The sequence below is a fragment of the Dyella sp. 01N448 genome (genome assembly GCF_056399225.1).
Genome location: NZ_JBFTQX010000003.1, coordinates 830315 through 856874 on the forward strand (window position 1 = coordinate 830315; position 26560 = coordinate 856874).

Annotated in this window: 28 protein-coding genes; 17 read left to right on the top strand and 11 right to left on the bottom strand. The window is 64.7% G+C overall.

Going from position 1 to position 26560, the window contains the following annotated elements:
• Positions 1-227: 227 nt before the first annotated feature.
• Together AC1DKY_RS07935 and AC1DKY_RS07940 are read left to right on the top strand one after the other, a co-directional pair.
• A complete protein-coding gene (locus tag AC1DKY_RS07935; RefSeq protein ID WP_441603458.1) occupies positions 228-452 on the top strand; it encodes a hypothetical protein in 225 nt (74 codons plus the stop codon).
• Between the two features lie 64 nt (positions 453-516).
• Positions 517-774 (top strand): PAAR domain-containing protein, encoded by a 258-nt coding sequence (locus AC1DKY_RS07940; RefSeq protein WP_477179895.1) that lies wholly within the window; start codon positions 517-519, stop codon positions 772-774.
• Between the two features lie 26 nt (positions 775-800).
• Here the strand turns inward: AC1DKY_RS07940 and AC1DKY_RS07945 are convergent, their stop codons facing one another.
• Positions 801-1031: a response regulator gene (locus AC1DKY_RS07945; protein ID WP_441603456.1), complete on the bottom strand. Its 231-nt coding sequence runs from the start codon at positions 1029-1031 to the stop codon at positions 801-803.
• 269 nt (positions 1032-1300) lie between these two features.
• Between AC1DKY_RS07945 and AC1DKY_RS07950 the strand changes: the two genes are divergently transcribed.
• The 5 genes from AC1DKY_RS07950 (at position 1301) to AC1DKY_RS07970 (ending at position 3946) form a co-directional block, all read left to right on the top strand.
• Complete coding sequence (locus AC1DKY_RS07950; RefSeq protein ID WP_441603455.1) at positions 1301-1585, top strand: hypothetical protein; 285 nt, start codon at positions 1301-1303, stop codon at positions 1583-1585.
• 46 nt (positions 1586-1631) lie between these two features.
• The gene (locus AC1DKY_RS07955) at positions 1632-2138 is read left to right on the top strand and encodes a transcriptional repressor (RefSeq protein ID WP_441603454.1); all 507 of its coding nucleotides are present in this window, start codon (positions 1632-1634) and stop codon (positions 2136-2138) included.
• Positions 2139-2252: 114 nt separating this feature from the next.
• Positions 2253-2678 carry a MerC domain-containing protein gene (locus tag AC1DKY_RS07960; protein ID WP_441603453.1) on the top strand — a complete coding sequence of 142 codons (426 nt, stop codon included), beginning with the start codon at positions 2253-2255 and terminating at the stop codon, positions 2676-2678.
• Between the two features lie 60 nt (positions 2679-2738).
• A complete protein-coding gene (locus AC1DKY_RS07965; RefSeq protein ID WP_441603452.1) occupies positions 2739-3713 on the top strand; it encodes a cation diffusion facilitator family transporter in 975 nt (324 codons plus the stop codon).
• Between the two features lie 71 nt (positions 3714-3784).
• On the top strand, positions 3785-3946 hold the full coding sequence (locus AC1DKY_RS07970; protein WP_121879330.1) for a 30S ribosomal protein THX: 162 nt from the start codon (positions 3785-3787) through the stop codon (positions 3944-3946).
• Between the two features lie 60 nt (positions 3947-4006).
• Here AC1DKY_RS07970 and hutI read toward each other — a convergent pair whose 3' ends face one another.
• From hutI to AC1DKY_RS07985, 3 genes are read right to left on the bottom strand one after another with little or no spacing between them, the layout of a single operon-like run.
• Entirely contained in the window at positions 4007-5239 is a 1233-nt protein-coding gene (gene hutI / locus AC1DKY_RS07975; RefSeq protein WP_441603451.1) for an imidazolonepropionase, read from the bottom strand.
• Positions 5236-6720, bottom strand: coding sequence for a chloride channel protein (locus tag AC1DKY_RS07980; protein ID WP_441603450.1), 1485 nt, complete (start codon positions 6718-6720; stop codon positions 5236-5238). Before AC1DKY_RS07980 ends, hutI begins: the two co-directional genes overlap by 4 nt.
• Positions 6717-8291 carry a GNAT family N-acetyltransferase gene (locus AC1DKY_RS07985; protein ID WP_441603449.1) on the bottom strand — a complete coding sequence of 525 codons (1575 nt, stop codon included), beginning with the start codon at positions 8289-8291 and terminating at the stop codon, positions 6717-6719. Before AC1DKY_RS07985 ends, AC1DKY_RS07980 begins: the two co-directional genes overlap by 4 nt.
• 81 nt (positions 8292-8372) lie before the next feature.
• Here AC1DKY_RS07985 and AC1DKY_RS07990 point away from each other — a divergent pair, with 81 nt between their 5' ends.
• Together AC1DKY_RS07990 and AC1DKY_RS07995 are read left to right on the top strand one after the other, a co-directional pair.
• Positions 8373-9743 carry a formimidoylglutamate deiminase gene (locus AC1DKY_RS07990; RefSeq protein WP_441603448.1) on the top strand — a complete coding sequence of 457 codons (1371 nt, stop codon included), beginning with the start codon at positions 8373-8375 and terminating at the stop codon, positions 9741-9743.
• Between the two features lie 133 nt (positions 9744-9876).
• Positions 9877-10047, top strand: a complete 171-nt coding sequence (locus tag AC1DKY_RS07995; protein ID WP_441603447.1) for a hypothetical protein — start codon at positions 9877-9879, stop codon at positions 10045-10047.
• Here AC1DKY_RS07995 and AC1DKY_RS08000 read toward each other — a convergent pair.
• Complete coding sequence (locus AC1DKY_RS08000; RefSeq protein WP_441603446.1) at positions 10032-10967, bottom strand: LysR family transcriptional regulator; 936 nt, start codon at positions 10965-10967, stop codon at positions 10032-10034. The two genes, AC1DKY_RS07995 and AC1DKY_RS08000, sit on opposite strands and share 16 nt — an antisense overlap.
• A gap of 106 nt (positions 10968-11073) precedes the next feature.
• On the opposite strand from AC1DKY_RS08000, the gene AC1DKY_RS08005 reads away from it, so the two are divergent.
• Positions 11074-12180 (top strand): aldo/keto reductase, encoded by a 1107-nt coding sequence (locus AC1DKY_RS08005; protein WP_441603445.1) that lies wholly within the window; start codon positions 11074-11076, stop codon positions 12178-12180.
• 206 nt (positions 12181-12386) lie between these two features.
• Here AC1DKY_RS08005 and AC1DKY_RS08010 read toward each other — a convergent pair whose 3' ends face one another.
• The gene (locus AC1DKY_RS08010) at positions 12387-12878 is read right to left on the bottom strand and encodes a Spy/CpxP family protein refolding chaperone (protein ID WP_441603444.1); all 492 of its coding nucleotides are present in this window, start codon (positions 12876-12878) and stop codon (positions 12387-12389) included.
• Between the two features lie 161 nt (positions 12879-13039).
• Here AC1DKY_RS08010 and AC1DKY_RS08015 point away from each other — a divergent pair, with 161 nt between their 5' ends.
• From AC1DKY_RS08015 to AC1DKY_RS08030, 4 genes are all read left to right on the top strand, one after another.
• Positions 13040-13726 carry a response regulator gene (locus tag AC1DKY_RS08015; RefSeq protein ID WP_441603443.1) on the top strand — a complete coding sequence of 229 codons (687 nt, stop codon included), beginning with the start codon at positions 13040-13042 and terminating at the stop codon, positions 13724-13726.
• Complete coding sequence (locus AC1DKY_RS08020; RefSeq protein WP_441603442.1) at positions 13723-15087, top strand: sensor histidine kinase; 1365 nt, start codon at positions 13723-13725, stop codon at positions 15085-15087. The genes AC1DKY_RS08015 and AC1DKY_RS08020 overlap by 4 nt, the downstream gene beginning before the upstream one ends.
• Before the next feature lie 79 nt (positions 15088-15166).
• Positions 15167-16153, top strand: coding sequence for a multidrug resistance efflux transporter family protein (locus AC1DKY_RS08025; protein ID WP_441603441.1), 987 nt, complete (start codon positions 15167-15169; stop codon positions 16151-16153).
• Complete coding sequence (locus AC1DKY_RS08030) at positions 16150-17157, top strand: alpha/beta hydrolase (RefSeq protein ID WP_441603440.1); 1008 nt, start codon at positions 16150-16152, stop codon at positions 17155-17157. Before AC1DKY_RS08025 ends, AC1DKY_RS08030 begins: the two co-directional genes overlap by 4 nt.
• A gap of 6 nt (positions 17158-17163) precedes the next feature.
• Here AC1DKY_RS08030 and AC1DKY_RS08035 read toward each other — a convergent pair whose 3' ends face one another.
• On the bottom strand, positions 17164-18876 hold the full coding sequence (locus AC1DKY_RS08035) for a sensor domain-containing diguanylate cyclase (protein WP_441603439.1): 1713 nt from the start codon (positions 18874-18876) through the stop codon (positions 17164-17166).
• Positions 18877-19179: 303 nt separating this feature from the next.
• Here AC1DKY_RS08035 and AC1DKY_RS08040 point away from each other — a divergent pair, with 303 nt between their 5' ends.
• Positions 19180-20397: an MFS transporter gene (locus AC1DKY_RS08040; RefSeq protein ID WP_441603579.1), complete on the top strand. Its 1218-nt coding sequence runs from the start codon at positions 19180-19182 to the stop codon at positions 20395-20397.
• Between the two features lie 45 nt (positions 20398-20442).
• Here the strand turns inward: AC1DKY_RS08040 and AC1DKY_RS08045 are convergent, their stop codons facing one another.
• On the bottom strand, positions 20443-21732 hold the full coding sequence (locus AC1DKY_RS08045; RefSeq protein ID WP_441603578.1) for an alkaline phosphatase family protein: 1290 nt from the start codon (positions 21730-21732) through the stop codon (positions 20443-20445).
• Between the two features lie 108 nt (positions 21733-21840).
• Between AC1DKY_RS08045 and AC1DKY_RS08050 the strand changes: the two genes are divergently transcribed.
• Positions 21841-22113, top strand: coding sequence for a hypothetical protein (locus AC1DKY_RS08050; protein ID WP_441603438.1), 273 nt, complete (start codon positions 21841-21843; stop codon positions 22111-22113).
• A 23-nt stretch (positions 22114-22136) separates the two neighbouring features.
• Here AC1DKY_RS08050 and AC1DKY_RS08055 read toward each other — a convergent pair whose 3' ends face one another.
• Together AC1DKY_RS08055 and AC1DKY_RS08060 are read right to left on the bottom strand one after the other, a co-directional pair.
• The gene (locus AC1DKY_RS08055) at positions 22137-22664 is read right to left on the bottom strand and encodes a methylated-DNA--[protein]-cysteine S-methyltransferase (RefSeq protein ID WP_441603437.1); all 528 of its coding nucleotides are present in this window, start codon (positions 22662-22664) and stop codon (positions 22137-22139) included.
• On the bottom strand, positions 22664-24154 hold the full coding sequence (locus AC1DKY_RS08060; protein WP_441603436.1) for an AlkA N-terminal domain-containing protein: 1491 nt from the start codon (positions 24152-24154) through the stop codon (positions 22664-22666). The genes AC1DKY_RS08055 and AC1DKY_RS08060 overlap by 1 nt, the downstream gene beginning before the upstream one ends.
• 144 nt (positions 24155-24298) lie before the next feature.
• Here AC1DKY_RS08060 and AC1DKY_RS08065 point away from each other — a divergent pair, with 144 nt between their 5' ends.
• Complete coding sequence (locus AC1DKY_RS08065; RefSeq protein WP_441603435.1) at positions 24299-25960, top strand: tetratricopeptide repeat protein; 1662 nt, start codon at positions 24299-24301, stop codon at positions 25958-25960.
• A 14-nt stretch (positions 25961-25974) separates the two neighbouring features.
• Here the strand turns inward: AC1DKY_RS08065 and AC1DKY_RS08070 are convergent, their stop codons facing one another.
• Positions 25975-26514 (bottom strand): YybH family protein, encoded by a 540-nt coding sequence (locus AC1DKY_RS08070; protein ID WP_441603434.1) that lies wholly within the window; start codon positions 26512-26514, stop codon positions 25975-25977.
• Positions 26515-26560: the final 46 nt, after the last annotated feature.

Below are 26560 nucleotides of genomic sequence, written 5' to 3' on the forward strand. Positions count from 1 at the left end.
TTCCTGAAGTGATCTGTTTTCCAAGCGTGTGAGAGCGCTGCAAAACAGCGAAGCCAGCGTTGCTCGGAAAAATGGTGTTACCAGCTGTCGTAGGGGATGCTGTGTTCTTTGATGTATTGACTCGCGGGCTCATGCATCGGCCGATACTTCCCCTTTGAAAATCCTTGATACGGACCCAAAGGTTCCACGGTGGCCTGGCCACGCGTAATTTCCACAGAGGCGAGGCCTTGGCCACGCAACGCCTGGGCGATACGGGTGCCGCCTCGCCCTTCGTCGGCATCGCGCTAGCCACTATGGCCAGTTACCTCGAGGGTGATACCAGCGTGGTGGTGCCGATGCGCAACAAGGATGAGGTGACCCTGATCACCATCACTTCGCCAACGCCAGGCAAGAAGCCGTCCGGCAATCCCTTTGGCGTGACGCTGATGCCGCAGACGGCAGGTGGCAAATAGCCCTTGATCAACCTCTGCGGGCGTTTGCGCCCATGACTCATGGCATCCATATCAGGAGATGATGATGCGCTTTCCCGGCAAGCGCCCTGTGCGTGAGGGCGATAGAACCACCCATGGCGGCACTGTCATGCCGGTCTTGCACACATGGAGGATCGACGGCCGACGTATTGCTCGTGTTGGTGACGCCGTGATGTGCCCAAGGTGCGGGCCCACTACCATCGTGGAGGGGGATGCCACCTTGCGCTTTGCTGGCGCAGCGGTCGCTTTGCACGGTCATCACACCAGTTGCGGTGCTACGTTAATTGCAAGCCTGCCGGCTTAAGGAGCTCGCATGCCGGAAATGTTTCATTACTTACCGCTGCGCTGGCCGGCGCGCCGCGCCAAGGCCTCGACGCGGACGGGCAATTCATCCAGCGCAATCGGCTTGGTCAGGTCGTCGTCGTCGTCGCCGCCGCTGCCCAGGCCGCGGATGCGTTCATCGAAGCTGCTCAGTGCGCTGAGCACCAGCACCGGCGTGCGATCGTCGCTCAGGCGCATCGTCGCCAGGAGATCGAGCCCATCCAGGCCGCCGGGCAGCATGCGGTCGAGCAGGACGACATCCCATTGTTCGCTGGCGGTGCGCCAGTCCGTTTGGCGCCGTCATGGCAGACCGTGACCTCGTGGCCGGCCTGGATCAGACCTTCCTGGATCAAGGCAACGGTTTGGGTATCGTCTTCGATCAGCAGGCAGCGCATGGTTTGGATCCGCTGGAGAAACGGTAGTGGTGGCGGGTGCATGCCACGCGCGGACACCGTTTGAACGGTCTATCGTAGTGAGTCGGCCCCTCTTTACGCCTTCGTGGAGCGCCCGTGGAACAATGGCTGGAAAAAGCGACGCAAGGGGTGGATCCGGACAGTCCTGATGCCTTCCTGCACATCTTCCTCAACCTGATGGGCCTGGTGCCGTGGGTGGCGCTGTTCTGGTGGAGCGTGCTGTTTATGGTGGTGGGCGCGCTGCTGGGCTGGTGGCGTGGGCGCACGGTGGAGGGCGTCGTGCTGGCGGCCGTGCTCGGCCCGATTGGCTGGGTGGTCATTGTGTTGAGGCCGCGGCCTAAGCCCAAAGCCGTGCCGCCGCCGTTGCCGTCGCGACGCTGAGCCGGCTTGCGATGGGCTGCAACAGGCCTCACATAGACGTCGGTGTATGATGGTTTCCGAGGTGAATCCATTGAGTCATGCCGTAGACAAACCGCACACGCATCACCATCACCACGACGACGCGCAAAGCTTCGTGCGTGCGGTGGAGCATGCCAGTGAGGAACGCGGTCTCCGGTTGACCCCTCTGCGCAAAGAGGTGCTCGAACTGGTCGCCGCCGCCGGCAAGCCGGTGAAGGCGTACGACCTGCTCGATCAGCTGCGCGAGCGTCACGGCAACGCAGCGCCGCCCACGGTGTATCGCGCGCTCGATTTCCTGCTCGAGCACGGCTTCATCCACAAGCTGGAATCGATCAACGCCTTCGTCTCCTGCCATCACCCGGCCGAGGCGCACCAGGTGCCGTTCCTGATCTGCGACAACTGTTCCAGCGCCCAGGAAGTGTGCGACGAACGCGTGGCGGAGCTGATCGAGGCACAGGCCAAGAGCTTTGGCTTTCGGCCCCAGGCGCAGACGCTGGAAGTGCACGGTCTGTGCAAACACTGCCGCAAGAGCTGACTGCCTCCGCCTGAATGACCGTGGCCGGAAGGTTTGCGTTCATGGCGTTATAATGTAACATGGCGTCAATGGGTCACCTGACGACCCCTATGCTCCGTGCCGGTCCCCGATCCGATGGCAGCTCCCCAGCAGCACAACAATCGCTTTTGGTCTCTGGCTGACCGGGTGGGTGCGACAGCATCCTTCCTTTGCGCCATCCACTGCGCGGCGCTTCCGTTCGTGCTGGCGATACTTCCGTTCATTGGGCTGGGTTTCCTTGCCGACCACGCGTTCGAGCGTGGCTTCGTGATGTTTGCCTGCGCGCTGGCGCTGATCAGCCTGGTCAGCGGTTATCGACATCACCACCGGCCGGTGCCTTTGCTACTGGCGCTGCCGGGCCTGGCGTTGTTGATCTTCGGGGTCACCTTCGCCGAGAAATTCGGCATCGGCGTGCACAGCGTGATGGTCACCTGCGGCGGCTTGCTCGTGGCAAGCGCGCACTTCGTGAACTTGCGCACGCAGCGTGCGCTGCATATTCACGGTCCGCAGTGTGCTCACTGATCATCGCGGCAAAAGCCGCCGTGATTGTGTAACGGGGCCCGTGATTCCTAGCATTTGCGCATGAGTTCCGCCCACGCCCACAGCCACGATCATTCCGCCCATGACCATGCCCACGGTCATGCGCATGGTCACGACCACGCGCATGGCGGCATCAGTGGTCGCGAGAAGAAACTGATCTTCGCATTCGTGCTCACCACCGTGATGATGGTGGTGGAAGCGGTTGGCGGTTTCTGGTCCGGCTCGCTGGCGCTGGTGGCCGACGCCGGCCATATGCTGATCGACTCGCTGGCGCTGCTGCTGGCCGTGGCCGGCGCATGGTTTGCCCGTCGACCGGCCGACGCGCGTCGCAGCTACGGTTACGGGCGTCTTGAAGTGCTCGCCGGCTTCGTCAATGCACTCACCCAGTTCGTACTGGTGGCGTTTATTGCGTACGAAGCGGTGACGCGCCTGTTCGAGCCCACCCATATCCTGTCCGGCATGATGCTGGTGGTCGCACTGATCGGCCTGGTGGCCAATGTGCTGGTGCTGAGCACGCTGCACGGACACGCGCACGACGACGTCAACCTCGCTGGCGCGACGCTCCACGTGCTGGGCGACCTGCTCGGTTCGGTGGGCGCGGTCGCTGCCGCGCTGCTGGTGCGCTGGCTGAGCTGGAACTGGGCCGATCCGGTGCTGTCGCTGCTGGTGTCGCTGCTGATCCTCAACAGCGCGTGGCGCCTGCTGCGCCGTTCCGCGCACATCTTGCTGGAAGGCGTGCCCGAGGGCATGGATACCGGCGATGTGGCGGAGGCGCTGCGTGGCGCCGACGCAAGCATCCGCGATGTGCATCATCTGCACGTATGGCAGCTCGCTTCGGGTTCGCGCATGGCAACCTTGCACGCTGAATTGCACGAGGGTGCGAGCAGTGTGACGGCGATCCGATCCATCAACGGCGTGCTGGCCGAACGCTTCGGCATTCAGCACGTTACGGTGCAGATCGACGTCGAGCGCTGTCCCGACGAGCTGCGCGGCTGCGCTGGCCCCGGTTGTCGCTGACTATTGCGCTTTGGGCCGTCGCTGATACGATGGTTGGCCGTATTCACCCTAACGAATCAAGGAGTTCCCTCATGGGCAAGGGCGATCGCAGGACCCGTCGTGGCAAGACCTACCGTGGCAGCTACGGCAATAGCCGCGCTCACTCGCTGCAGCCGGCCGTAGCCGGTAGCAAGACGACCGTGACCAAGCCGGCTGCCGCCAAGAAGGCCGCGCCGAAGAAGAAGTCGGCCTAAGCGCCTGACTTCACAAGAAGGCCCCCGCTGAGCGGGGGCTTTTTTTTGCCTGAAAACCGCTCAGGCGGCCGCCTGGGCCTCGCCGCCGATGAACACCTTGCGCAGGGCATGGCTGCCGCCGATCCAGTAGCACAGCTCCGCAGGCTGGTTCACGTTCCATACGGCCAGATCCGCCCGCTGTCCGGGCGCAAGCGTGCCACGGTCGCTGAGACCGAGCGCTCGCGCTGCATGGACGGTGACGCCGCGCAGCGCCTCTTCAGGCGTGAGACGGAACAGCGTGCACGCCATGCCGGCGGCGAGCCGCAGCGAGAGCAGGGGCGAGGTGCCCGGATTGCAATCGGTAGCGACGGCCATGGCCACGCCATGTTCGCGCAAGCCGGCAATGGGCGGCAGCTTGGTTTCGCGCAACGCGTAGAACGCTCCCGGCAGCAATACCGCCACCGTGCCCGCGGCAGTCATGGCGCGCATGCCGCTGTCGCTGAGATATTCGAGATGGTCGGCGGACAAACCGTGATAACGGGCGACCAGCGCCGCGCCATCGAGATCGGAAAGCTGCTCGGCATGCAGCTTCACGGGCAAACCCAGCTGCGTGGCACGATCAAATACGCGGCGCGTTTCCTCGAGCGTGAAGCCGATGTTTTCGCAGAAGGCATCGACCGCATCGACCAGGCCGTCGGCGGCAAGCGCAGGCAGCATCTCGTCGCATACCAGGGATACATAGGTCTCGCGATCTTCGCGATATTCGGGCGGCAGTGCATGCAGGCCCAGAAAGCTTGTGCGCACCGTGATGCCCAGCGCTTTGCCCAGACGCCTCGCCACGCGCAGCATGCGGCGCTCGGTTTCCAGATCCAGCCCGTAGCCCGATTTGATTTCCAGCGTGGTGACGCCATCGGCCATCAATGCATGGCCGCGCGGCAACGCTTGGGCAAACAGCTCGTCCTCGCTGGCAGCGCGGGTGGCTTTCACCGTGGACACGATGCCGCCGCCGGCGCGCGCGATCTCTTCGTAGGTGGCGCCATTGAGGCGCAGGTCGAACTCATGCGCGCGGTTGCCGCCGAACACCAGATGCGTATGGCAGTCGATCAGGCCGGGCGTGACCACCGCGCCGCCGAGGTCTTCCACTTGCGATGCGAGCGAGCTGGCATCGCCTGGCAGCGACGCCTCCGGTCCTACCCATGCAATGCAACCTTGATGCATCGCGATGGCGCCGTGTTCGATCAAGCCATACGGTTTATCGCCAGCGAAAGTGGCCAGCGTTGCGTTGATCAGCAGAGAGTCCCAGCGTGGCGTCATGACGGTCGGTGATCAGTGGGTTTGTCAGGAGAAGTGGATTCCGGCGGAAGCAGGGGCGTCGCGGGATCTTCCACGATCGGTGGCGCATCGTTGAAGACTTCGTCGTCATGCGCTTCTTCAGCGGCACGTCGCGCGCGCTCCAGTTCATAGCCTTCGATCAGCTTGTCCGCCAGCGCGCGGTAGACCGGCTTGCGCGACAGCAGCGACGAAGCAGCGCGCGCCAGCAGGCAAGTGGCCATGATCGGCAAGACCATCTGCTGGTTGTCGGTAAGCTCCATCGTGATCACCGTGGCGGTGAGCGGCGCTTGGGTGACGCCGGACAGATAAGCGGCCATGGCGAGCAGGGCGACCGCGGACGGATCAACCCCCGGCAGGATGGCGCACAAGTTATTGCCCAGCCCCGCACCCACGGCCAACGCCGGCGAAAAGATGCCGCCGGGAATGCCTGCCCAGTACGAAGCGATGTTGCCGAGAAACTTCAGCACGCCAAAGCTGGACACCGTATCGGCGTGGCCTTGCAGGATGTCCTTGGCCTGCGCATAGCCGGTGCCGTACAAACCGGTATTCGTCAGCTGGCTGAGCAAGACCAGCGCAAGCCCGCAAGCTCCCGCAAACAGCACCGGCTGGCGTGCGCGCAGCCGACCGACGACACCGCGCAAGCCGGTATCGCTGGGCAGAATCAGGCGCGCGAACAAACCACCGGCCAGTCCACACACGATGCCCGTGGCGAGCACCGCCCACCATGCCTTGCCCAATGGCAGGCCGATGTCGAAATGGCCGAAGTAGGCGTAATTGCCGAGGATACCCAGCGAAACGAGGCCGGCGATGAAGACCGCGGTGAGCAGAATGCCGCTCACGCGATGTTCGAACGAGCCACTCATCTCTTCGATCGCAAACACGATGCCCGCCAGCGGCGTGTTGAATGCGGCCGCCAGGCCGGCAGCGGAGCCGGCGAGGATGAAACGCCCGGCGGCAGCAGGTTCGTCGAAACCGAAGCGACGTCCCAGCGAGTACAGCAAACCCGCACCCACGTGCACGGTTGGACCTTCGCGTCCCACCGATGCACCGCCAAGCAGTGCGGCAAGCGTGAGGCCCATCTTGCCGATGGCGATGCGCAAGGAAAGCAGGCTTTGCCGAAAACCTTCGTCCTCGACTTTCAGCGCGGCAATCGCTTGAGGAATACCTGAGCCTCGCGTTGGCCTGAGTGCTCCTTCTGTGAGCCACGCCAGCAGGGCAAACGTGACCGGTGTGATCAGGAAAGCCCAGAACCGGTTGCGCGTGACCACACCGTGGAACGTGTTGAACGCCCAGTCGGCCGCCTGGGTGAAGCCGATTGCCGCCAGTCCGACCAGCACCGCGCCGCCCCAGAACAGCACGCGACGCCGCCACTGGATCGGCGAAAACAATTCCGATCCGGCCAGTTGCTGGAAACGCCCGGCGACGGGCGACGGGCGGGCGGGTTCTTTGTCGGCGTCGCTCACGAGGACGGCTCGGACTTGCGGGTCCAGCGGGTTTCGTAAAGATCGAAACGGCGGTCCTTGAGGTTTTGCACGGCGCCGGCATTGCGTGCGCGCGCCAGGCTTTCCAGGTGCAGATCGGCGAACAGCACGGTTTCGATATTCGGGGTGGAGTCGGCGGCAATGCCGTCGCGTGCAAACGGAAAATCGCTGGGCGTCAGGATGCAGCTCTGGCCGTACTGGATATCGAAGTTGTTCACGCCTGGCAGGTTGCCCACGTTGCCGGACAGCACCACGTAGCACTGGTTCTCGATCGCCCGCGCCTGCGAGCAGTAGCGCACGCGCAGGTAACCTTCGCGCACGTCCGTGCAGAACGGCACGAACAAAATCAGCGCGCCCTGGTCGGTGAGATGACGCGCCACTTCGGGGAATTCCGAGTCGTAGCAGATCATCACGCCGATCGGGCCGCAGTCGGTCTGGATGGTGGCCGCGGTGTCGCCGCCGGTGATGTTCCACACGGTGCGTTCGCTGGGCGTGGGGTGGATCTTTTCCTGCTCATGGATCGAGCCGTCGCGCAGGCACACGTAGCAGACATTGTGGATGTCGCCGTTGGCCTGTTCGGTCGGGTGCGATCCCGCCACGATGTTGATGTTGTAGTGCACGGCCAGCCGGCTGAAGAGCTCCTTCACCTGCGGCGTGTACTGGCTGAGCATGCGGATCGAATCGACCGGCGACAGCTCCTCGTTCTCGATCGACAGCAACTGCAGCGTGATCAGTTCGGGGAAGGTGACGAAGTCCGCGTTGTAGTCGGCGGCGATGTCGGTGAAGTATTCGACCTGGGTGGCGAATTCCTCGAACGAGCGGATGCGCCGCTGCTGGTACTGCACGGAGGCGACGCGCACCATGTCGGGCAGGCGCTGCGTCGAGGGAATCGAGGGGATATCCGGGTGATCGAGCAGCTGCGGATTGCGCCACACCAGATGCGCCGCATAGCCCAGCGACTCATAGTCCGACGGCACATAGCCGCGCAGCAAGCCGACCACTTCGAATTCGTTGCTGAGCTGGAAGCTGAGCGTGAGGTCGCGGCGTTTGCCTTCGACCACGGCCTGCACATAGGCCTCGGCGCTGCCGTAGCGATGCAGATTGCGCGCAAGCCCGGGAATGCGTCCGCCGAACACGATGCCGCGCAGTTTCAGATCAGTGCACAGCCGCTTGCGCGCCTGGTATAGACGCTGGCCGATGCGCATATTGCGGTAATCGGGATGCACCACCACTTCCATGCCGTACAGCCAGTTGCCGTCGCGGCGATGGCGTGAGGCCATGCCGCCGCCGGTGATCTGCATCCATGTGTGCGGGGCGAGCGCGGTCTTCTCGTCGATGCGGAACGTGGCGCAATAGCCGACGATCCTCCCTTCGTATTCGACCACGAACTGGCCTTCCGGGAAGTGCGTCTGCTGGGAGCGCAGCATTTCCGCGGAGTGTCCCCATTCGGGCGTATAGACGCGGGCGGTGAGGTCGACCAGTGCGGGTACATCGGCGGCCTTGGCCTGCCTGACCAGCAGCTTGGGCGTGCGTTCCTGAGATTTTTTGGCCATTGCCGCATTATGCCGCAGCGATGTGAACGGCGCGGGGTGGCGAGCGGTTACACTCGAAGTCTGTCCTTACGGAGCTTGCTCATGGCAGCCACCATCCCGACCCGCTACGCCGCCGACCGACTCTGGACGCCGCAGGGCTGGAGCTCTGACGCCGTGTTGGATATCGATGATGGCGGCATGCTGGTCGAGGGATCGGGAGGGCACGCCGAGCGCCTCGGCCGTTGGGTGCTGCCCGGCATGCCCAACCTGCATTCGCATGCGTTCCAGCGCGCCATGGCGGGACTGGCCGAACGCAAGGGCAAGAGCGACGACAGCTTCTGGACCTGGCGCGAAACCATGTATGCGTTCGCCGCCACCATCGGCCCGGACGAATTGCAGGCCATCGCCGCGCAGCTCTACGTGGAGATGGTCAAGAGCGGTTACACGCAGGTCTGCGAATTCCACTATCTGCATCACCAGCCCGATGGCACGCCGTACGCGCAGCCCGAGGCGATGTCGCTGGCCTTGATCGAAGCGGCGCGCGAGGCAGGCATCGCGCTGACCTTGTTGCCGGTGTTGTACATGAGCGGCGGTTTCGATGGCCGTCCGCTGGCGCCGCGGCAATGCCGCTTCGGCCACGACGTGCCGTCCTATCTGCGCCTGCTCGAAAGCCTGCGCAAGCACGAGAGCGACAAGCTGCGTGTCGGCATCGCCTTGCATTCGCTGCGCGCGGTGCCGGAGGATGCCTTGCGTACGGTGCTCGCCAACGATGCGGCCAGTAAGTGCCCCATCCACATCCATATCGCCGAGCAGATCGGCGAGGTGCAGGATTGCCTGGCCACGCGCGGCGCGCGTCCGGTGGAATGGTTGTTTGATCACGCCCCGGTGGATGCACGCTGGACGCTGATCCACGCCACGCATTTGACCGACAAGGAAACGCTGCAGATCGCGCGTAGCGGCGCCGTGGCTGGTCTGTGCCCCACCACGGAAGCGAATCTCGGTGACGGGTTGTTTCCGCTGGCGGCTTATCTGGATGCGAACGGCACGCTGGGCATCGGTTCCGATTCGCATATCTCCGTGTCGCCGGTGGAAGAATTGCGTTGGCTGGAATACGGCCAGCGCCTGGCGACGCGTCATCGCAATATCGCCGGACGTCATCAGGGCGACAGCGTGGGCGAGACCTTGTGGCGCGCCGCCTTGCGCGGCGGTGCAACGGCTTCGGGATTGCCGATCGGCGAATTGCGCCCGGGCGCACGCGCCGATCTGATCGTGCTGGACGATCGCGCACCCTTGCTTGCCGCACGCGACGAACGTTCGCTGATCGACAGCTTCCTGTTCGCCGGCAACGCGCCGCTGGTGCGCGATGTGATGGTGGGCGGCGAATGGATGGTGCGTGGCTTCACCCATCGCGATGAAGACCGCATCGCCGCGCGCTACCGCACGGTGATGGAACGGCTCGCCCAGCAGCACTGACGCGCAAGGATCAAGTCAGCATGAACGGTGGCTGCGATTTCGATGAATCGCAGCCATCAAAAGCGGGTGTTCGCGTCATCGGGTTTTTCGAGACCGGCGTTCTCCGGATCAAACCCACCCGAAGGAGAACACCATGCGTCGACTCATGCTGATCGGTCTCGGCCTCGCCGTCATGTTCAGCGCGAGCGTGTCACTCACCGGCTGCGTGGTGGTGGCGCCGCGACCGCACTATGCAGCGCGGGTCTGGGTGCCGGCTTACTACGCCCCGGGCAATGTCTATATTTCCGGTCACTGGCGTTCGTGAGCCGTCGCCAGGACAGCGCAGTGCTGGCGCAGGTGCTCGATGAAGGCGCGTAACTTCGGGGGCACCTGCAGCCGGCTGGGGTAATAGAGATAGAAGCCGTCGAACGGCGGCAACCAGTCGTCGAGCACGCTTTGCAGGCGGCCATCGGCCAGCGCTGCACGCACGGAGGGTTCCACCATATGCGTGAGCCCCAGGCCGTCGATGGCAGCGCGTATCGCCATGCTGGGGTCGTTGGTGGTGATGGGGCCGTCCACGTCCAGTTCGAACCACTGTCCCTTGGACGCGCCCGTCGGGTGCGCAAACTCCCAGCGATAGATCGCGTTGCTGCTGAAACGGAAGCGCACGCAGTCGTGCGTGGACAAGTCGCGCGGATGGATGGGGCGTCCGTGCGCGGCGAAGTACGCAGGCGATCCCACCACCACGGCACGCTGCGGGCCGCCCAGCGGCAAGGCCACCATGTCGCGCGCCAGGCGTTCGCCCAGGCGGATGCCGGCGTCGAAACCATCGGCGATCAAGTCGGTGAGGCGGTTCTCGACCTGGATATCCAGCTTCACTTCCGGCCATGCGCGCATGAAGGAGGCCACGCAGGGGGCGATCAGGTGATCGAGCACCATCTGCGGTACGGCGATGCGCAGCGTGCCGGCGGGCCGGTCGCCGTGCTGGCGCAAGGCGTCGATGGCGTCGTCGATTTCGCTTAAGGCGGGGGCGATGCGTTCGAGGAAGGCGTGGCCCGCCTCGGTCAGCCCCACGCGGCGCGTGGTCCGGTGCAGCAGGCGCACGCCCACATGGTCTTCCAGCTGCCGCAGCGTCTGGCTGAGCGCAGAGGGGGTGACCTCCAGCTCAGCGGCGGCGCGGGTGAAGCTCCCATGGCGGGCGATCAGGCGGAAGGCGCGCAGGGCGGTGGCGTGGTCCTGAGCCATTAATTAGCCTCGCTTAATAAAGCATGCACAAGATGCGGATTTTTCCCCGTAATGGCAAGGCGCATGCTCTGCCCATCCGCACCAGCCACCATCACGGGAGTTCGCCATGTCGCTCGATGCCTACTACACCCTCGGTCGCTCCGGCCTGCGCGTTAGCCGCCTCGCCCTGGGCACCATGACCTTCGGTGACAACTGGGGCTGGGGAGCGGCGCAGGACACCGCCCGCGCCATGTTCGACCGCTATCTGGAGGCCGGCGGCAATTTCATCGATACCGCCGACCTGTATACCGATGGCGCCAGCGAGGAGCTGCTGGGCCAGTTCGTGGCCGATAGCGGCACCCGCGACCGCGTCGTGCTGTCGACCAAGTTCAGCTACAACGCCCAGCCCGGCAACCCCAATGCCGGCGGCAACGGCCGCAAGAACATCCTGCGCGCCGTGGAAGGCTCGTTGCGCCGGCTGCGCACCGACTACATCGATCTCTACCTGCTGCACACATGGGACCGGCTGACGCCCGCCGAAGAGGTCGTACGCACGCTCGATGATCTGGTGCGCGCCGGCAAGATCCGCTACGCGGGCCTGTCGGATGTGCCGGCCTGGTACGCCTCGCGCGCGCAGACGTATGCCGAGGCGCATGCGCTGACTCCGCTGGTGAATCTGCAGCTGGAGTACTCGCTGATCGAGCGCCACATGGAACACGAATTCGTGCCCATGGCCGCCGAACTGGGCATGGGCATCACCGCGTGGAGTCCGCTCGGCATGGGCTTGCTGTCGGGCAAGTACAAGCCCGGTGCAGCGGGCGACGGCCGCCTGGCGAAGATCTCGGGCGCACCGGGTTTCGACCGCTTCACCGAACGCAACTGGGCGATCGTCGCCGCGCTGGAAGAGGTGGCCGCCAAGCTGGACAAGCCGATGGCGCAGGTCGCGCTCAACTGGGTGGCCACGCAGCCGGGCATCGCCTCGGTGATCGTCGGCGCCACCAAGCTGGCTCAACTGGATGACAACCTCGCTGCGCTGTCGTTCGACATCCCGGCCGACTTGCGTGCCCGCTTGAACGAAGCGAGCGCTCTGGAGCCGACGTTCCCGTACTGGTTCTTCGGCGACGTGCAGCAGTCGCGCATCCATGGCGGCGTGGCCGTGGGCAGCAAGCCGGAGAGTTATGCGCACAAGGTCTTCGTGCCGGCGGCGCAACAGGCAGGCTTCAAGGCCGATTGATCGCCGATTAGCCTGTTGTAGGAGCGCACTTGTGCGCGACAAACCTACGGAGCGGTACCCACGTGACTCCGCGGTCGCGCACAAGTGCGCTCCTACAAGGGGATTGAGGTCCCACAAAAAAACGGCGCCAGCATGCAGGCTGGCGCCGAGTTTCTTACCTGGCGCGGAGAAGGCGCCGTTACGTTGTTATGCCGTCGTCCGAACCGTTACTGGGCCGAGGACGAACCCGAGGTCGGGTGCGTGGCCTTGAACTGTTCCCACTGCTGGTGACGTGCAACCTGCTGGGCCTTGAAGGTGGCCAGCTGGGCCTGCTGGGCGGGGGTGAGGATGGCGTAGACCTGGGCGCGGATCGCGGCGCGCTGCTGCACGCGGGCCGTGGTGGCGGCGCCTTCGGCCTGGGCCAGGGCGGTAGCCGCGGACTGGTAACCGGAAGCATTCGGAGCCATCTGCTCGAACGCTTCACGCTGCTGGCGCAGCGCCTGACGCTGGGCCTTACCCTGCGAGAAGGAGCTCTGCATGATCTGCTTGATGCTGGCCTTCTGGGCGTCGCTAAGGTTCAGCTTGCTGTACGCCTCAAACGCGCCGTGGCCATGACCGTGACCACCGTGCGGGCCACCGTCCTGAGCGGAGGCGATGGCGAACGGAGCGAGAGCAACAGCCGAAGCGAGCACCAGAGCGAGAGAGATGTTCTTGCGCATGGGGATTACCTGTGTCGTGGTGGAGGGGTCTTGCGTGGTGCCTATTTGACGACAGCGCTATGTGTATGTTCTTTGCGGGAAGGTAAAGAACGGTAAAGCCGGTGGAGCAAGTTCCTTCGCACCGCTTGAATGGCCCTCCAGGCACCAGAAAAATCCCCGACATGCCCCGAATCCTCATCGTTGACGACGACCGCGCACTGGCTGAACTGCTGGCTGAATACCTGCGGCGCGAGGGCTTCGTGGTGGATGTCGCGCACGACAGCGAGGCCGGCCTTGCGCAGCTTCACAACCCGTCGACGCGCCCGGACCTGCTGATCCTCGACGTGATGATGCCGGGGCGCGACGGCCTGGACACGCTGCGCGAGCTGCGCCTCAAGCATCGCCTGCCGGTGATCATGCTGTCGGCCAAGGGCGAGCCGGTGGATCGCGTAATCGGTCTGGAACTGGGCGCGGACGATTACCTCACCAAGCCCTGCCTGCCGCGTGAATTGCTGGCGCGCGTGCGTGCCCAGCTGCGACGCAATACGCCGGCCACGGCGGGCACGCTGCAAGTGGGCGTGCTGCGACTGGAGCCGGGCGAGCGTCGCGCCTATGTGGGTGAGCAGGAGTTGTCGCTCACAGGCGCGGAATTCCAGCTGCTGCTCGCACTCGCTCAACGCACCGGCGAGCTGGTCGATAAGTCCACGCTCACGCGCATGGCGCTGGGCCGCGAGCTCGAGCGTTTCGATCGCAGCATCGACGTGCACGTAAGCCGTCTGCGCCACAAGCTGGCCGAAGCGTCGCCGCAGGCGCCACGCATCGATTCCGTGCGCGGTGCGGGCTACAGCCTCGTGGCGGGTGGCGCGTGAGTCCGTTCAAGAGCTCGCTTTACTGGCGCGTGTTGATCAGCTTCTGCGCCGCCAACCTGCTGGCGCTGGCCCTGGGTATCTTTCTCACGCAGAGCTTCATCGAATACAGCACCGCGGTGGAGATCAACTGGTCCGCCGTGGCGCAAGGCGCGGATCAGGCGTTTGAAGCGGGCGGCCCGACGGCGCTCACCGAGTGGTCGCTGCAACAGCGGCGCGAAGGCATCGAGGCGACGCTGTACGAAAACGGACAGGCGCTGTCGCCGATCCGCATGCCCCCGTCCATGCAGGAATCGCTGCCGAGCTGGCTGGAAGAAAAGCGCGACATGGTGCTGCAGCCATGGCCGAATCTTTATCTCGCCGTGCAGCAGATACGTGGCAGCGACGGCCGCGTTCGCCAACTGGTGGCGCTGAGCCGCACGCATTCGCGCCTGCGCCAGCAGACGCGGCAGACGATTTTCCTGGCGTTCCAGGGCGGGCTCTCGCTGCTCTTCATCGGCTTCGTCGGCTGGTGGGTGGCGCGCAGCGTGGCCAAGCCGGTGGAAGCGATCAGCAAGGCCACGCGGCGCATGGCGGCGGGCGAATTGTCCGCGCGCGTCGAAGGGCAGGGGCGCCGCGCGCCGGAGGAACTCACCCAGCTCGCGAGCGATTTCGATGCGATGGCCGAACGCATCGAGGCCCTGGTCGCCCACGATCGCAGCGTGCTGCAAGACCTCTCGCACGAATTGCGCTCACCGCTCGCACGTCTGCACCTGATCCTCGATCTCGCCCAGCGCAGCACGCCTGAAGAAGCCGCGCGATATTTCCTGCAGGCGGAACAGGAAATTGGCCGCCTCGACCATATGACCGGCGAGATGCTGGCGCTGTCGCGGCTCGAAGGTGGTATCCCCGGCGTGAACCGCGAACCGGTGGACCTGGCCGCGCTCTTGCGCGAAAGCGTGCGACGCGCCGAACTGGAAGCCGCCGCGCGCCATATCACCTTGGCCTTGTTCGACGGCGCACCGGTCGTGGTATCCGGCAACGAGCTGCTGCTGGAGCGGGCGTTGGACAACCTTATCGCGAACGCGATCAAGTTCAGCCCCGAAGGCGGGCGGGTCGAACTGATGGCGCAGACCGTGGGCGCACGTGTCGACGTTTCCGTGCGCGACAACGGGCCCGGCGTGCCGGAGGCGGAGCTTGGCTCGCTGTTCCGGCCATTGTTCCGCGGCAGCAATGCATCGCGCGCCGACGGGCACGGGCTGGGGCTGGCCATCGTCCAGCGCGTGGTCAAAGCGCATGGCGGCGACATCCACGCGGAAAATGTCGACGGCGGCGGGTTGCGGGTCGCTCTGCAACTGCCATTGGCGCCGGCCACTGCCGGCTGATTCGAGCTTCGGGCCGCCAGCGGCCTTCGAAAACGCCCGCGCGTCTGCGACACTCGGTGTTTTCGACCACGGCCTGCCGATGCGCTCCAACGCTATCGCCGCGGTGGGACTGGCGCTGTGCGCGGCGCTGTTCTTCACCATGACCTATGTACTCAACCGCAGCCTGGTGGCAGGCGGCGGTCATTGGGCGTGGGCAGTGATCCTGCGTTATCTCATCACCTTGCCGTTGCTGGCCATTGCCTTGCCCTGGCAGGGTGGCCTGGGCGAATTGCCGAACGAGTTGAAGCGCTATCCGCGCGCATGGCTGTTATGGAGCGCGGTGGGATTCGTGTTGTTCGGTCTGCCGTTGACGTGGGCGGCCAATAGCGGTCCGTCCTGGCTGGTGGCAGGCAGTTTCCAGACCACCGTGCTGGCGGGCCCTTTGCTAGCGCCATTGATTTATCGCGACGCACGCCGGCATCTGGCATGGCGCAGCGTGGCGATCGGCGTGTTGATCGTGGCCGGCGTGTTCGCGCTGCAATGGGGGCACGCGCAAGGCGAGCTGCGCGCCAGCGACTGGCTGGCGATGGCGGCCGTGGTGTTTTCGGCCTTCATGTATCCGCTGGGCAACCGCATGGTGCTGCTGCACCTGGAACACAGCGGCGCGCAGATAGGCGCCACCCAGCGCGTGTTCGGCATGACGCTGTGCAGCTGGCCGCTGTGGCTGATCCTCGCCGTGGTGACGTGGATCGCGGTGGGCCCGCCGGGCTGGCGCGAAATCCTGCTCGCGGGTGGCGTGGCCTTGTCGTCGGGCGTGATTGCCACGGTGTTGTTTTTCCGCGCCACGGCGATGGTTCGTTCGGAGCCCACCGCACTCGCGGCGGTGGAAGCGATGCAGGCGGCCGAGCTGCTGTTCGCCACGGTGATTGGTGCGAGCTTTCTGGGCGAGGCGTGGCCGCATGGTTACTCAGCGTTTGGCGCGGTGATGATCATCGTTGGCATTGCATTGTTCGGTTGGGTAAGTGGTCGATCGGCGGCCGGGCACCGGGACGAGGTGCGCACATTGGAAACGGATCGTGGTGCATGAGCGCTGAGGGCGGCGGAGCGATGGTGATGCGTGCAGTTTGGAAAAGTGTGGCGATTTGCCTGCTCGCTGGAGCGCTGGTCAGGCCGCTGCCGGTACAGGCCGAGGAGCAAGCGCTGCCTCCGCCGGTAAAACTCGTGTTGGACGCGAAGGCGTTCGCGCCCGAGCAGATCAAGGTGACGGTCTACCTCCCTCCGGGCTACACGCGTTCGGACGCGCGTTATCCCGTGCTGTACGCGAACGACGGGCAGGACATGGACGCGGTTGGCTTGCAACAGACGCTTGCAACGCTCTACGCGCAACACGCGATCCATCCGGTGATCGTGGTGGCGGTGGACATGCTCAAGGATCGTGCGTCGGGCTATGGGCTGTTCGATCGTGCACGTCGGCAAAGCATCGTGGGAGGCTCGCGCATCGGCCCGATCGGAGCGCGTGCGTACGATTACTCGGCATGGCTCGCCGGCACGCTGGTGCCTTATGTTGACGCGCATTACCGCACGCAGGCTTCGGCTCAAGGGCGCACGATGCTCGGCTGGTCGCTGGGTGCGCTCAATGCGTTCAGCCTGGGCTGGGAGTACCCGGACGTGTTCGGACAAGTGGGCGCGTTCTCGCCATCGTTCTGGCTGGCGGCCGATCGCAGCGATGCGCAGGCGGTGGAAAGCACGCGCCTGGCGCAGGCCATGGTGGATCGTGCCGGGCAGCGCAAGCCGCTGCGTTTCTGGTTTGCCGTGGGCGGCCATGAAGAAACCAATGACCGCAACCATAACGGCACCATCGATGCCGTCGAAGATCTGCAGGACGTGATCAACGGTTTTGCGGCACCCGATGGCAGGCACCGGCGGGGTCTGCGCGATCTGGGCTATCGCATCGAGACGGATCACCCCGACCAGCCGTCGCAAGCGGACGAGGTCGTCTACGATCTGCTGCCCGATGGGGAACACAACCAGGCCACCTGGAAGCGCATGTTGCCGGTGTTCCTTCGCTGGGCCTATGGCGTCACGCCGTAACGGGAATCAGCCCGCCACGGCGGTCAACGGCGAGTGCGCAACCACGCAGTTGCGTCCCTGGGTTTTCGCACGATAGAGCGCCGCATCCGCGCGGGCGATCAGATCGTCCGCCGTATCGGCAGGTCCGGTGAGACTGGCCACGCCCATGCTGATGGTGGTCTGCAGCGAGTTGCCGCGCGAGTGCACATGCAGTGATTCGATGCTGCGGCGGATACGCTCGCCCACCGCCATCGCCTGCTCATGCGTCGTGGCCGGCAGCAAGGCCACGAACTCTTCGCCGCCGTAGCGGCCCAGGCTGTCCGTCGGGCGCAGTTCGTCGGCGATGGCAGCGGCCACCGCGCGCAGACAGGCATCGCCCGTCTGGTGACCATAGCGGTCGTTCACCGACTTGAAGTGGTCCAAGTCCAGGAAGATCAGCGCGAGTGGCTGATGCTTTGGTCTTGCCTGCGTGACGGCCTCATGCAGCCTGGCGACCAGGGCGCGCCGGTTGAGCAGGCCGGTGAGCGCGTCGTGGTCGGCCAGGTGGTGCGCCACGTCGCGTTCGCGCCGCGCGCGCAAGGACAGATCAGCCAAACCGATGGTCACCACGATGCTGCAGAACGCAGTGGCAAACGGGAGGCCGTATTCCAGCCAGCGAGGCTGGTCCAGCGCCAGCAAGATCTGGCCCAGTCGCATGACGGTCAGCAGCACCTGGGGCAACCACGCCACCAGGAAAAAACGAGCCTGCCGCCCATGCCGGGACGCAGCCAGCACGATCGTGCCCAAGGCCCACAGCGAGGTGACGATAAACCACAGGTTGTACGCACTGGCCAGCAGATGCATGCGCTCCGCAAACGGGAAACAAAGCAGGGCGGCGATCAGCACGTACGGCCAGCGCATATAACCCAGTGCGCGCGCCGGGCGCGGGGTGATCTGGCGCAGCTCGCAGAATTCCAGGATGAAGGAGAACAGCAGCGGCGCGCTGAGCGCCACGAACAGCCATGGCGCATGCGTGCCCAGCGGCACCAGCAGCGAACCGCCGGGCAGTTCGTACATCTCGCCACTCATCAGCAGCTGGTTCATCAGCTGGCAACCGGTGTAGCCGATGAAATACAGCAGCACGCGATCGCGCAACACCAGCCACAGGCATAGCGCGGCAAGAATCATGGTGAACTGCACGCTGGAGAACAGCGTGGTCAGGCGCACGTGGGTCAGGTCCTGCGCCTGATACGTGGCCATGTCGGTGATGTCGGCGCGGATCTGCCGCGTGAAGTTGTCGGCGGCGATCTGCACATAGATCGGCTGGTCGGCGCGCAAGTCATGCGGCAATTCCAGCGCCAGGTGATGGCGCGAGTAACGCGCCAATTGATCGGTCTGGGCAAACCACAGCTCGTGCGGCTGATAGTCCGGCGGCGCATACACGGTGATGCGTATATAGGTGGCGCCGGTGAAATTGAGCACGGGCGAACTGGTCTCGTGCCAGTCGCGATCGATGGTCAGGCGATACCAGCGCTGCGTCTCCACCGCATTGGGCGTATGCGTCGAGCGGCTGGGCAGGAAACGTCCATCCATGCCGCCGTGGATAACCTGTGCTGGCGTGGGCGCCGGCTTGAGCGGCACCAGCGACGCTACCTGCAGGGTCGGCATAGCGGAGCGCGCAGGCGTCGCCTGTGCGGCCAGTGCAAAGCACATGGCGCACATCCAGGTGAACAACACCACGATGAGCCCGCGTATCGACATATCCCCCCTTGCTGCCGGTCCCCTGTTACCGGCGTGCGGGGCGGGTCCTTCCTTCGGACAGCGACCCCGGCGTCTTTATGTATCACGTTCCACACGCGATATGGATCTTTTTGGCCAGCCCGGGCCTGGGTCTTCACGATCCGGGTCGGCCATGAGCGGCGGTCGAACACAATCACGGCAAGTCTTATGCTTATCACCTCGGCAGTCGTTGGCGGTGGTGGCATGGCAAGGCGGGAAAGTGTGAAACCGGTCACTCAGGCAGATCATCGGCCCGGGGCCGACGAACTTGAGTCGCACGACTTTATCCGCCACGGCACACCGGCGTTTCGACGGACCAATCTGGCGCTGTTTGCCGCCGGCCTGGCCACCTTCGGGCTGTTGTATTGCACCCAGCCACTGATGCCCGAATTCAGCAAGGACTATGGCGTCAGCGCGGCTGCCGCGGCGCTCTCTCTTTCACTGACCACGGGCGTGCTGGCCTTCGCCATGCTGTTTGCCGGCGGCCTGTCCGATGCCCGGGGCCGCAAGACCATCATGACGGCCTCGCTGCTGTCCTCGTCCGTGTTGGTGGTGCTGACCGCGCTGGTGCCCGACTGGCACATGTTGCTGATACTGCGTGCGCTGCTGGGATTGACCCTCAGTGGATTGCCTGCGGTGGCGATGACATATCTCAGCGAAGAAATGCACACCGAATCGATCGGCCTGGGCATGGGCTTGTACATCAGCGGCAATGCCATTGGCGGCATGGGCGGACGACTGGTGGCAGGCGTGCTGGCTGAGTTCTTCGGGTGGCGCGTGGGTGTGGCCACGGTCGGCGTGATCGGCTTGATCGCCGGCGTGGTGTTCTGGCGCAGTCTGCCGCCGTCGCGTCATCACGTGCGTCGTCCGTTTCACCTGGGCGCGCTGATGGGGCGCTTCGCCTCGACCTTTCGCGACGCCGGCCTGCCGTGGCTATTTGCCGAAGGCTTCCTGCTGCTGGGCGCCTTTGTCACGCTGTACAACTACATCGGCTACCGCTTGCTGGCGCCACCCTATGGGCTAAACCAGGCAGTGGTGGGCGCGATCTTCAGCGTATATCTGATCGGCACCTTCAGCTCGGCCTGGATGGGACATCTCGCCGGCAAGCTCGGGCGACGCAAGGTGTTGTGGACGGCCTTCGCGCTGATGCTCGTGGGGCTGGCGCTCACGGCCACGCGGCCACTGTGGTTGATCGTGCTGGGCATCGTCGCAGTGACGTTTGGCTTTTTCGGCGGGCATTCCATCGCCAGCAGCTGGGTGGGGCGTCGCGCCGGCGACAACAAGGCGCAGGCCTCGTCGCTTTATCTGTTTTCCTATTACATGGGTTCCAGTCTGGCTGGCGCCAGCGGTGGCCTGTTCTACGCATCGCACGGCTGGAACGGCGTGGCGGTGTTTGTCGGCGCGCTGGTCGTCGCCGGACTGTTGATTGCGTGGCGCCTGTATCGGCTGCCGCCGCTGGTCAGTCCGTCCCGACCGGAAACGGAACCGCCGATTCCCCAGTGAGGCTGCGGAAGCGCGTTGCACGCCTCCGCAGCGTGAGTTGCCGGCTTACTGCGCGTCCGGCTTGAGCATGCCCTTCACCGCGTCGTAGTCGCCATCGCTGGCGGCGGCCGGCAGGTCGAGCAGATGGGTCATCAGCGGATAGACATCCACGTTCGGAAACGACGGGATCTCGGCGCCTGCGCGGAAGGCCGGGCCATGCGCCACGAACAGCGCCTGCATCTGCGGCGCGGCGTTGTCGTAACCGTGGTCGCCGCGCATGGGCTCTTTCTTCTTCGCCAGGTACTCGCGGGTCGAGATACGCCAGCCGACATCGGCCAGGCACAGCAGCTGCGGCACACGCGCATTGCTGCCATAGGCGAGGCGCTCGGGTACGCGCGTCTTGTCCCAGCACGTCATATGCTGCTGGGGCTGCTCCATCCTGGCTTCAATCTTGGCGAAGTCGAACCCCGGCCTGGGGTTGAAACCGGCCAGCACGCCCACGCTCACCAGCTCCACCTGCTTGAGCGGGATGAGTTTGTCGATCACCACGACGTTGGCCTTCGGAGAACTCGCCATGCCGTGGTCGGCCACGATGATCATGTTGATGCGATCGAGCAGGCCCCGTTGCTGCAGGCCTTTGACGAGACGATCCAGCGCCGCATCGGTATGCGCGATCGCCTCGTTGACCTGCGGCGAATCGGGTCCGAAATGATGGCCGGCGTGATCCACCTCATCGAAGTACAACGTGAGGAAGGTCGGGCGCTCGCCGGCGGGAAGATCCAGCCACGCCAGCACCTGGTCCACGCGCTGGTCGGGCGTGACATTGCCGTCGTACGGCTTCCAGAAATTCGGATGGGCGCCGTGGATATCCGCTTCGGAACCCGGCCAGAACATGGTGGCCGTCTTCATGCCGTGCTGTTGCGCGGTTTCCCACAGCGGCGTGCCCTGAGCCCACCACTGGCCATTGCTGACCGCATCGCGATTGCCCAGCGAAAATTTTCCGAGCACCGGATCAGTCATCGTGTTGTTGACGATGCCGTGGTGATCCGGGCGCAGGCCGGTGACGATGGTGTAGTGATTGGGAAACGTCAGCGACGGAAACGACGGCTGCATGCCGTCGGTGGCGCGCACGCCTTGCTTGGCCAGCGATGCAAGCGTGGGGCTCAGTCCGCGTTCGATGTAATCGGTGCGATAACCGTCGATCGAGATCAGCAGCAGCGGTGCGGGCACGGGAGCGGGCTTTGCTGCGACAGCAGGCTGCGGCGCTGGCGTGGAAACCGGTTGCGGGTGAGGCGTGGCACAAGCTGCTCCGAGCGCGACTAGCGCACAGAGCAGCGGGCGAAACAGGATCTTCATGCGCAAGGACTTATCATGGGTACAAAGTCCGTATGATCGCCCAGGCGTATGACCATTACACGTCTTTTTCTTTGCGCAACTTTCGTCACTTGCTCGTGCTGGGCCGGTATGGCAGCGGCGCATCCGGAAACGGGTGGTGCGCCTGCGAGTGCTTCCACCGTTGCCGCGCCCGCGGCAATGTCGGCGTACAAGCCGGCATCGCAGGCGAATACGAAAGCATCGCATGTTGATGCGAATGCCACGCCCGCGCCTAAGGCCAGCAAGACCAAGCCGACGCCGGCGCCGTCCACGACGGATACGTATCATCTATCGCATCGGCCGCATCAGCTCGATTCCTACCAGAACGCGTTGACGCCGCCGCCGGCGGCGAACGAGCGCTGATCGATAGGGTGCCTGCGCGGCACCTAGTGTGCCGCGAGATGCAACTGGGCGCCGAACAGGTCGCCTTCGGCAATGCGGCTTTCCATCGACAACAGAAACTGCTTGGTCGGCAGGCCGCCACCGAACCCCGTGAGGCTGCCGTTCGCACCGATCACGCGATGACAGGGCAGCACGATCGGCAACGGATTGCGTCCGTTCGCAGCGCCCACGGCGCGCACGGCCTGCGGATGCTGGATGCGACGCGCGAGTTCGCCGTAGCTGATGGTGGCGCCGTAAGGAATGCGCGCCAGCTCCCACCACACCTCCTGCTGGAACGGCGTGCCGAGGGGATGCAGTTTTAGATCGAATTGCTGTCGTACGCCGGCGAAGTATTCTTCGAGCTGCTGTCTTGCCTGGGCGAGTGGTTCGCGTGCGCGTATCCAGGCCGGGTTCGGCGCGCGTTGATGGCGGCCGGTGGAAAACCAGATCTCGCGCAAGCCCGCTTCGTCCGCGACCAAACGCAACAGGCCGATCGGCGTGTCCATCTCGTCGTGCCAGATCATCTCGTTCATCAGGCCACCTTCTTGCTCGATGCAGCAGCGTCGCTGGCGCTGCGCCACAAATGCATGACGGAATAGGCGCGCCACGGTCGCCAGCCCTCGGCGAGCGAGGTCAGCGCTTTCGTCGACAATTCAGGACCGTCACCGGCGGCCACGCGACGAAGAATAAGATCGGCCGCAGGGAAGGCATCCGGGTGGCTGAGCGCGCGCATCGCCATGTAATGCGCAGTCCATTCGCCGATGCCTGGCAGCGCGACCCAGCGTTCGACGAATTCTTCCAGCGGCTGCTCGCTGCGAAAATCGATGCGCCCGTCCAGCAGCGCCTGTGCGACGCCGCGCACCGTCGCCGCACGGGCAGTGGTGAGGCCAATCGAGCGGAGATCTGCATCGACCAACAATGCCGGGCCCGGGAACAAGCGTTGCAGTTCGGCCACCGGCGACACAACCGGCGTACCGAAGTGCTGCACGATGCGCGTCGCCAGGGTACGCGCGGCGGCCACGCTAACTTGTTGCCCGAGGATCGCGCGCACCGCGATTTCAAAGCCGTCCCAGCCGCCGGGCAGGCGCAAACCCGGGCGCTTGCGCAGCAGCGGTCGCAGCACCGGACTTTCCTTCAGTGCATCGCTGATCGATTGCGGGCTCGCGTCGAGGTCGAACATGCGACGCAGCTTGTTCACCACGCCGAGCATCTGCGCCGGCTGCGGGCAGTGCAGTTGCAGTCGCAGCGCATGATCGTGGCCGGGCCATGCGCTCAGGCGCAGCCAGCCCGGTGCCTCAGGCGTACCGAATACACGCGCGTAGCTGTGCTCGTCTACGTGCTCCACGCCGGGCAGCGCGCGTCCGCGCAGGAACGCGAGGATCGCTTCGAAGTCATAAGGCGGCCGATACGCGAGCCGCAGCGTGATCGCATCGCCGGTCGCCGCGCCGGGGTGGCGACGCAAGTCGCGTGGCGCCATGCGGTTCGCTTGCAGGAACGCCGCATTGAAACGGCGCAGGCTGCCGAAGCCGGATGCGAGCGCGACTTCCGTGACAGGCATCGTCGTTTCAGTGAGCAGCTGCTTGGCGAACAACAGGCGTCGCGTCGTATGGACGCTGATCGGCGGCGCACCAAGACGTTCCACGAACAGCCGGCGCAGCTGTCGCGCGCCGACGCCAACGCGCTCAGCCATCGCATCCACGGATAATTCGTCGAACGCGCCGCTGTCCATCAGTTTCAACGTGCGTGCAATGACGTGGTCGCCGCGTTGCCACGCGTCATTGCCAGGCGACAGTTCGGGCCGGCAACGCAGGCATGGACGAAACCCGGCCGCTTCCGCCGCCGCGGCACTCGCGTAATAGCGCACGTTCTGTGGTTTCGGCGACGGGGCAGGGCATACCGGGCGGCAGTAGATGCGTGTGCTGGTGACGGCGGTGAAGAACAGTCCGTCGAAGCGTGCATCGCGGCTGAGGCGCGCCTGCTCGCAGGTGCGGTCGTCGGGCAAGGGGGCGGTCTGGGGGGCCATGCGGCGAGATTAGCACCGGGGGCAGGCTCAAACTGGCCGTTTTCGGACATCAATGCCGGGAGGTTCAGCCTGCACGGCCGCCCCGTGATTGGCGAACATGGGCGTCAATGTTAGGGTTTTGCGCAATCACTGGGGGGCCAGGGAATGAACGTCGGAAACAAGTGGTGGCTCGCCGCGGCGGCCGGACTCGGTTTGGCCGTTGGCGGCGGCGTCTGGGCAATGGCTGCGAGCTGGCAGCATGCAATGGTCGCTCGCATCAATCGGCCCGCGCCCAAGCTGGCGCCGACCGTGGCTCTGCCGAACAGAGCCAATGCGCATGTGTTCGACCGCAACAGCGTCTACAGATTCCTCGCCGGCGCCAAACGTGCCGAAGCGATCACCGATCCGCTGCAGCGCTGTCTCGCATATCCGGATCCACCCGGCAGCCATTGGTCGCCGGCCGCCGTCGCGGCGTATTGCCGCTATCGAACGTATCCGTCGATGTCGTTTGAACAGGTACATGCACTGCTTGAGCAGGGCCAGTACGTCGAGCTGGACCGGCGATTGGCGGGGATGCTCGACGACAAGTTGCACAAGCCGGACGTGGCAGGCGTGATGGATCATGCGTTCGAAACTTGGTTCAACCGCAGCGACCTTGATTTGCGTCCCCTGCTGGAACACTGGAAGCAGGCGTCCCCGCACAGTGCGTTTGCATACACCGCCAGTGGCGTCTCCTACGTCGCCATGGCGTGGCATGCACGCGGAAAGGAATACATACAGGACACGCCGCGCAGCAACATCGACGCGATGGAACGCTTGCTGGCGCTCGCGGATGCGGACCTGCGCCATGCCGTATCACTCGATCCGCGCATGACGCCTGCGTACGTCGCCATGATCGACGCAGGGCAACTCAGCCTGGGCTCGGCCTATGTAAGAAACGCGGCCGATGCCGGCTTGCACACCGATCCGGCAAACTTTGCGATCTACAGCGAAATGATGCGCGCCCTGCAACCCCGCTGGGGCGGCTCGATCCAGCAGATGAAGCAGAACGGGCAGGCGGCGCTGAAGCATGCATCCGACAATCCCTTGCTTATGCTGCTGCCGGAAAAGGCGGTTGCGGAGGAAGTGGATCTCGATGGCGATGACTGCAACGTACCGGGCCGGTTCGAGCAGTTCCGTCTCGTATTCGACCAGGTTGCCGTAGCCTCGCAGCTGTCCACGGCCGCCGAGTCCGCCGAGGCATGCAACCACCTGGATCTGTCGACCGTGTATTTCTCCGAGGATTTGCGCTTCTATCCCGAAGACCGCAGCGCCCGCGCGCGTCGGGTATACAACCTCAACGAATTCGATGAATCAGCATGGGCGGTCGCGCAGGCCAGCCAGCTGATGCGTGAGGAGCCCGGCAATGCCGACTATGTGGTTGCGCGCGGCAACGCCTATGAGATGTTGAACGACTATCCGCATGCCGAGCAGGACTATCTGGCCACGCTCGCTTTGTCGCCAAACCATAGGCAGGCAGTTGCCGCACTGGCAAACCTCTATATGAACCAGACGCATGACTGGGACAAGGCCTGGGCGCTGGACGAGCGTTTGGTGCAGGCAGCGCCCAGCGAGCCTTATGGTTGGTGGTTGCGCGCCGAGATTCAGATGCGCCAGCCAAGGAAGGGCTTGAAGGATACCGCGGACTATTTCGCGGCCCACTTCGATACCACGCCCGAGATGCATCGCGCGCTGTTGCGAATGAGGGCAGAGCAGGCACTGCAGGACGGCGCCGCCAAGGCTTCCGCGAAATCGGCGCCATCACCCCACCACGCATCATTGCAATGAAAGGTGCGGGGTGCTCAGCGGACGATGGCAAGCGACACGAGATCGGGCGCGCACTCCGCACGGCGCCCTGACTCGAAATTCGCCACGTCCTGGGCGCTCGCTGCGCGTCCTTCGTCGCCGCCGTCGAACATCACGCGCCATACGCCGTCATTGCCGCGATGCCATACCGTGCTGAATGCGATCAGCGTGTAGCGCGGATTCGCGTTCGGCGCGAGGTTTTCCAGCAGGGCCGGTCCGCTCGACAGCACGGTCGATGGATCGCCTGCCTGCACCACCCAGGCGGGGTACCAGCGCACGCGCATGCTCTTGCCTTCGAGCAACGTCTTCCACTGCTTGACGATCGCCGCCCGGCCGCGCTGCGGATGGGCAGTGTTCGCCGCGAAGACGGCATCGCTGTCGATATGCTCGGCAAACGCCTTCTCGTCGTGCCGATCCACTGACGCGGCGAACGAGAGTTCTCGTTGCCACACCGCGCAACGCGATGTTTCAGCAGCCTGCGCATGACCAACGAACGCGGCCACACCCAGCACGGCCAGAATCAGGAAACGCTGCATGGGCGCAACCTCAGGGGGGGAGTGCGGCAAGCATGATTTCGCCTTG